The following is a 6,000-nucleotide window of genomic DNA, read 5'->3' on the forward strand; positions in this document are numbered from 1 at the left end:
TGGCCTTAAAACCTCACTTTATTATATAGCATTTTCCATAGAATATAAATAGAAATTTTCATAGAGATGGTGGAAAAGTAAAATCTCCCCTTTCTCCTATACAAAAAAATACGAAAATGCTATAATGAACTGGAATGGAACGGAGAGAGGGGAAAACCATGAAAACCTTGATTTTGACGGTATCCACCGGATGGGGGCATACGGCCACGGCCATGGCCATCGAGGCCCGTCTGCGCCAGATGGGCGGTGGTGCCCATACCATCGATGTATATAAATATATCAACAACTTTATTTCCGAAACTCTGGACAAAAGTACCGCCATTTATACCAAGGTGGCCCCTGATATCTATCGGCTGGTTTACGATTATCTGGAAGGCGGCGTGGAGGTGGATCAGAAGAACATCTTCAGCCTGGTCAATCGGCTGTGTTCCTATAAGCTGGCCCGTCTGGTGGAGGATTACGATCCCGATGTGATCGTGTGTACCCATGTGTTTGCCGCCCAGCTGGCCAATGAGCTGAAAATGCGGGGCAAGACCCGGGCCCGTATCGTGGGCATTGTCACCGATTATACCATCCACCCTTACTGGGAAACAGTGTCCTGTGTGGATTATGTGGTGACGGCCAGTGAAGTGCTCACCTACCGGGGGGTCAAACGGGGGATTCCCGAACGGAGGATTAAGCCTTTGGGCATTCCGGTGCATCCCAAGTTCAATGAAAGCCTTTCCAAAGAAGAGGCCCGGAAAAAACTGGGGCTTTTGCCGGAAGGGGATGTGGTGCTGATGATGGGAGGCGGCCTGGGCTACGGCCTGGCGGCCAGCAAGGTGGAGCGGCTGCTTTATCTTCGTCATTCCTTCCAGCTGCTCATCGTCTGCGGCAAAAACAAAAAGCAGCGGAAGCAGTTTGAAAAATACCGGCAGGAGCACGGCTTTGAACATCTTCATGTATACGGATTTGTGGACAATGTGCAGGAGATGATGGATGCCGCCGACATTCTGGTGAGCAAACCCGGCGGCCTGACGGTGAGCGAGGCCCTGGCCAAAAAGCTGCCCATGGTGGTGGTCAATCCCATCGCCGGGCACGAAGAGCGGAACCTGGAATTTCTCCTCAACTGCGGCCTGGCGGTCAGCGCTACCAAAACATTCCCCCTGGATGAAGCGGTCAATCTGCTTCTGAGCATCCCCCGCCGTCGGGAGGAGATGCGTCGGGCCATTGAAACAGTGGCTAAGCCCCATGCTCTGGAGGACATCTGCCAGTTTATCACCACATTGCAAGTGCCGGGCCATGCTGCATTATAAACCAGAATACAAAAAGCCGCCGGAAAAACCGGCGGCTTTTTGCTGCCCTGGAAGAAATGCTTATTGACAAAATATATTATTTGATATATAATATTGATAACAAAACAGAAAGCAGGTGATTCCATGACATTTCAGCTGGGGGCCGCGCTGCTGGACGCCTGTGTGCTGGCGGTGCTCTCCCGGGGGGACGCTTATGGTTATGTGCTGACCCAGCAAGTGCGCCAGGTGATCGAGGTGTCGGAAACCGCGCTGTATCCGGTGCTTCGCCGCTTGCAGAAGGACGGATGCCTGGACACATATGACCAGCCCTATCAGGGACGGAACCGGCGCTATTATCGGGTTACCCCCCAAGGCGTGGAGAGGCTGGAAGAATACCGGCAGCAGTGGCGTCTGTATAAGAGCCGGGTGGATACGATTTTGCTCAAGGAGGGGCACGAGAATGACGAAGGATGACTTTCTCACCACATTGCGCACATTGATCCAGGATATGCCTCCGGAGGACCGGAGGGATGTGATGAATTACTATACCGAGTATTTTGAAGACGCTGGCCCGGAACGGGAGCAGGAGGTGCTGCGTCAGCTGGGAAGCCCTGAGCAGGTGGCACGGGAAGTGCTGGGCGGAGGCTTTGCACCGGCCCGGGAACCTGCAGGCGCACCGAAAAGGAGCCGTGGACTGATCTCGGCCATTGCCATGATCTGTGCCGCTCCCATTGCGCTGCCGTTGATGGCCGCCGGGGTGCTGGTGGTGTGCTGTATGGCTCTAGCCGCACTGTTGTGCGTAGGCGGACTGCTGGTGGCTGCCGTGGCCGTGGTTGTTATGGGTGGGGCCAGTATGGGAGCAGCGCTGTTTACCGGTGGTCTGGGAAGCGGCACCGTGCTCTATTTTCTGGGAAGCGGGCTGGCTCTGCTGGCTTTCGGTGTGTTGTTCGTGGCTCTCTTTGTTCGGTTTGGTATTTTTTGTTTCCGGAAAATCACCGACTGGGCCAGTGATTTTGTGAATCGGAGGAGGGTTCGGCAATGAAAAAGGGCTTTCGTAACTTTGTACTCCTTTGCGTAGGCGTGGGAGTGGTGGGCGTCGCCATGGCGGCGGCCGGAGCGGCCATGGGCGGCCAGACTAGCCTGCGCCTGAACCGGCCGGGGGCCTCTTTGGAGATCACCCCCTGGGGAATTAGCTTTTCCCAGGGGAGCAGCACCAGTCATGGTCTTCTGGACGGACTGGATGAAATGCTGGATGCCTTGGACGACCTGGACAAAGGAGATTTTATGAGCCGCATCCCCGATGGGGATGACGATTGGAACCTGATGGGAGAAGATGCAGTCACCCGGCGGCAGCTGGAGGAGTTTGGATCGCTCAAAGTGGATGTGCGCCAGCTTCCGGTGGAAGTGAAGGAGGGAGACGGGTTTGCCATCGCCTGTTATGGAGAAGAGACGGTGGATGCTGTTTCCTACACTTTGGACAATAGGGAGCTGACGGTGAAGCAGCAAAGAGACCTGACCCAAATGGGCGGACATAAAGTGGTCATTACCATGCCGCGAAACAGTGCTATGGAAGAGATCAATATCCAAAGCGACAGCGGAGCAGTATCGTTGGAGCTGGAGGATGACATTCTGGCCACCAGCATCACGGTGCAGACCCAAACCGCTCCCATGAGTGTGGATGTGAAAATGTGTACCGCATTGCTGCTGGAGACCCAGTCGGGAGCCATTTCCCTGGAAGAAGAAAACATCGGCACGGCCAGGGTGAATGCGGTCAGCGGCGCCATATCGGTGGAAGGAGCCTTGCTGGGGCAGCTGGAAGTGACAAGCCAGAGCGGTGTCATCAATGTGGATGTGGATGGACGCCAGGAGAATTATACCTATACCTGTTCTTCGCAGGGTCTCGTGGCGGTGAATGGGAACCCGGGCAGCACATCAGGAGGCCAGGGGCATAACACCGTTCATCTGCAAAGCCAGACCGGCCTGATCAATTTGGAATTTGACGATTGAATATAGCTTAAAATTTTGGGAGAGGTTCCTGAACTTCAGTTTGCCGAAAACTTATCTGATTAGGGGGGAATGTTTGTCCACTCCCTCATCAATTTGTAAAAACCGGCGACTTGTGCGGCGGTTTTTACACCGATCAAGGGCCAAGTGTGCGCCATAGGCGTGCGCGCAGGCCCTTGCAAAAATCCGAAAAAGTGGCTTTTGCCACTTTTTCGGCATGCTCAAGCGCGGGGAACCTCCCGCGCTTTTTCCATGAGGAGGCCCGGTTGCGAAGGGAAAGAGGGCATGGTATACTGGAGCGGATATTTGCCCTTACGCTGGAAAGGAGGGGCTTTGCGATGCCCCAGCGATTTGATGTGATTTTTTGGGATTTTGACGGTACTTTGGCCCATTCCCGCCATTTGTGGACCAATTCCATCTGTGATGCTTTGAAACAGGCCGACCCTGAGACAAATATCGGTTTTGATCAGCTGCGCCCTCTGACCCGCACCTGTTATCCTTGGGATCAGTCGGAAGAGAATTACCACCGTTTGCAGGGGGCGGAGTGGTGGAACTATATGGAAAAGCAATTTGCCCGGGCCTATGAGCAGGCTGGTGTGAAAACAGAAATCGCCCGAAACGCCGCGGCTCGGGTACGGGGCGAGATTCTCCGGCCGGAAAAATACCATTTGTTTGAGGATACCTTCTGGGCGCTGGAATATTGCCGCAGAGAAGGCTGCCGGAATGTGCTGCTTTCCAACAATTATCCGGAACTGGAGGAAATCACAACCGTACTGGGTCTCACTCCCTTGCTGGATGGTATGGTGGTTTCCGGGCAGGTGGGCTGGGATAAGCCCCGGCCGGAGATCTTTCACCTGGCTTTGGAACAAGCCGGCAAGGGAGCCCGGTGCCTGATGGTGGGAGACAACCCGGTGGCCGATATCCAAAGGGCCAGAAACTGCGGCATTCCTGCGGCGTTGGTGCACAAGGAAGCCGATTGCGGTGCCGATTCTTGCAGTGATACTTTGCGGGGACTGGTGGAGCGGATTTTTGCTCCGGCCGGGGTTTCTGGCACATTTTGATAAAATTTCCCGGGGAATTCTATGGAAGATGGCAGATATCCCCGGCGTACCCTTTCTGCTATACTGTTTCCAAAGGGGGAACAATCAGAAAGGGGGGGACCGCCTGTAGGCGGAAAATATGAAAAGAGGAAGAATGGGAAGTACAGCGGTGGACATGACTCAGGGAACGCCCTGGAAACAGATTTTGCGCTTTGCCTTGCCGCTGCTTTTGGGAAATTTGTTTCAGCAGCTATACAACACGGTGGACGCCGCTGTGGTGGGCAATTTTGTGGGAAGCGAGGCCCTGGCCGCCGTGGGTACCAGCGGCCCGGTGATCCAGCTGCTGGTGGGATTGTTTTTGGGTATGAGCCTGGGTGCTGGTATTCTGATCTCCCAGTTTTTCGGTGGAAAGGTCTTCGGCAATATTCAGCGGGCGGTGAACACCGCCATGCTTCTCACACTGACCTTGGGACTTTTGGTCACAGCCATTGGTCTGCCCCTGGCTCCGGTGATCCTGCGGGCTTTGCGGGTACCGGAAAAGGTGTATCCCATGGCGGTGAGCTATTTGCGGGTGATTTTCTGCGGCGTCACTCCCATGATGTTTTATAACATGGTGGCCTCCATTCTCCGGGCTTTGGGCGACAGCCGCACACCCTTGGTGGCCTTGGGCATCGCCAGCATCATCAACATCATTCTGGACCTGTTCTTTGTCATCGTCTGCGGCTGGGGCGCCGCCGGCGTAGCCTGGGCCACGGTGATCGCTCAGACCCTTTCGGTGTTTTTCAGCGGCTGGCGGTTGCATCATATGGAGGAATACACCCGACTGTCCCGGGATTTCATCCACCCGGACCTGCATATGCTGGGGCGGATGGTACGCCTGGGTTTGCCCTCGGGTATTCAGCAGACGGCCTTTTCCGCTGGAATGATGCTGGTGCAGAGCATGATCAATTCCTTTGGTCAATATGTGATGGCGGCCTATGTGGTCACCATGAAAGTGGATGCTTTCTGCGTCATGCCTTTGATGAGCCTGGGACTGGCCATGACCACATTTACCGGGCAGAACATCGGTGCAGGGGATATCCTACGGGTGGAAAAGGGCTGCCGTCAGGGGCTGTTGCTGACGGTATCCATCACCGGCGGACTTTCGGTGCTGCTGTTTTTCTTCGGCAAATACCCGTTGATGCTCTTTACCCCGGAGCCGGAGCTGCTCCGGGAAGGGATGCATCTTTTGCGTATTCTCTGCCCCTTTTATTGGGTTATTGCCGTCAGCGATCTGCTCACCGGCGTGATGCGTGGATCAGGAAATACCATCATCCCCATGATCAATTCCATGATCTGTCTCTGTCTGATCCGTATCCCGCTGATGTATTGGCTGGTTTCTCTGTTCCATAGTGCCGATGCTTTGTATTACAGTATGGTGATCGGTTGGTGCGTGGGGGCCACCTTTATGAGCCTGTTTTACAAGTTCAGCCCCTGGCGCCGCCGGGCCTTGGAAAAATACCAAAAAGATCAGCAGCTGTTGGCTGAAAAATAGGGAATGGTTTGTCAAAAGCCGCCGGGCCGCAGTGAAGTGACCCCAAAAAGTTAGACAATATTTTGAAGTAAAAATTGTTCAAGCAGCCGAAAGGGCTTGCTGTCTGTGACTTGCAGGCGGCAAGCCCTTTAGCTTTGCCTTGATCCTG

6 protein-coding genes are annotated in these 6,000 nt (G+C 54.5%); all 6 read left to right on the forward strand.

The annotated features are described in order from the left end of the window. Positions 1 to 158: 158 nt before the first annotated feature. The 6 genes from KQI26_RS10400 (at position 159) to KQI26_RS10425 (ending at position 5,852) form a co-directional block, all read left to right on the forward strand. Positions 159 to 1,295, forward strand: a complete 1,137-nt coding sequence (locus KQI26_RS10400; protein WP_118748414.1) for a glycosyltransferase — start codon at positions 159 to 161, stop codon at positions 1,293 to 1,295. Positions 1,296 to 1,418: 123 nt separating this feature from the next. Continuing rightward, positions 1,419 to 1,748, forward strand: coding sequence for a PadR family transcriptional regulator (locus KQI26_RS10405; protein ID WP_118428517.1), 330 nt, complete (start codon positions 1,419 to 1,421; stop codon positions 1,746 to 1,748). Next, positions 1,735 to 2,316 (forward strand): DUF1700 domain-containing protein, encoded by a 582-nt coding sequence (locus KQI26_RS10410; RefSeq protein ID WP_216504356.1) that lies wholly within the window; start codon positions 1,735 to 1,737, stop codon positions 2,314 to 2,316. Before KQI26_RS10405 ends, KQI26_RS10410 begins: the two co-directional genes overlap by 14 nt. After that, positions 2,313 to 3,281 (forward strand): DUF4097 family beta strand repeat-containing protein, encoded by a 969-nt coding sequence (locus tag KQI26_RS10415; protein WP_216504357.1) that lies wholly within the window; start codon positions 2,313 to 2,315, stop codon positions 3,279 to 3,281. The genes KQI26_RS10410 and KQI26_RS10415 overlap by 4 nt, the downstream gene beginning before the upstream one ends. Before the next feature lie 335 nt (positions 3,282 to 3,616). Further along, a complete protein-coding gene (locus KQI26_RS10420; RefSeq protein WP_216504358.1) occupies positions 3,617 to 4,339 on the forward strand; it encodes an HAD family hydrolase in 723 nt (240 codons plus the stop codon). A 118-nt stretch (positions 4,340 to 4,457) separates the two neighbouring features. Continuing rightward, positions 4,458 to 5,852, forward strand: coding sequence for an MATE family efflux transporter (locus KQI26_RS10425; protein WP_216504359.1), 1,395 nt, complete (start codon positions 4,458 to 4,460; stop codon positions 5,850 to 5,852). Positions 5,853 to 6,000: the final 148 nt, after the last annotated feature.

It is taken from the genome of Intestinimonas sp. MSJ-38 (assembly GCF_018917925.1).
Classification (GTDB): domain Bacteria; phylum Bacillota; class Clostridia; order Oscillospirales; family Butyricicoccaceae; genus Pseudobutyricicoccus.

What these genes read in the sequence shown, in the direction of transcription:
- KQI26_RS10405 (WP_118428517.1), top strand. Translation starts at nt 1,419, where the DNA reads ATGACATTTCAGCTGGGGGCCGCGCTGCTGGACGCCTGTGTGCTGGCG.
- KQI26_RS10410 (WP_216504356.1), top strand. Translation starts at nt 1,735, where the DNA reads ATGACGAAGGATGACTTTCTCACCACATTGCGCACATTGATCCAGGAT.
- KQI26_RS10425 (WP_216504359.1), top strand. Translation starts at nt 4,458, where the DNA reads ATGAAAAGAGGAAGAATGGGAAGTACAGCGGTGGACATGACTCAGGGA.
- KQI26_RS10420 (WP_216504358.1), top strand. Translation starts at nt 3,617, where the DNA reads ATGCCCCAGCGATTTGATGTGATTTTTTGGGATTTTGACGGTACTTTG.
- KQI26_RS10415 (WP_216504357.1), top strand. Translation starts at nt 2,313, where the DNA reads ATGAAAAAGGGCTTTCGTAACTTTGTACTCCTTTGCGTAGGCGTGGGA.
- KQI26_RS10400 (WP_118748414.1), top strand. Translation starts at nt 159, where the DNA reads ATGAAAACCTTGATTTTGACGGTATCCACCGGATGGGGGCATACGGCC.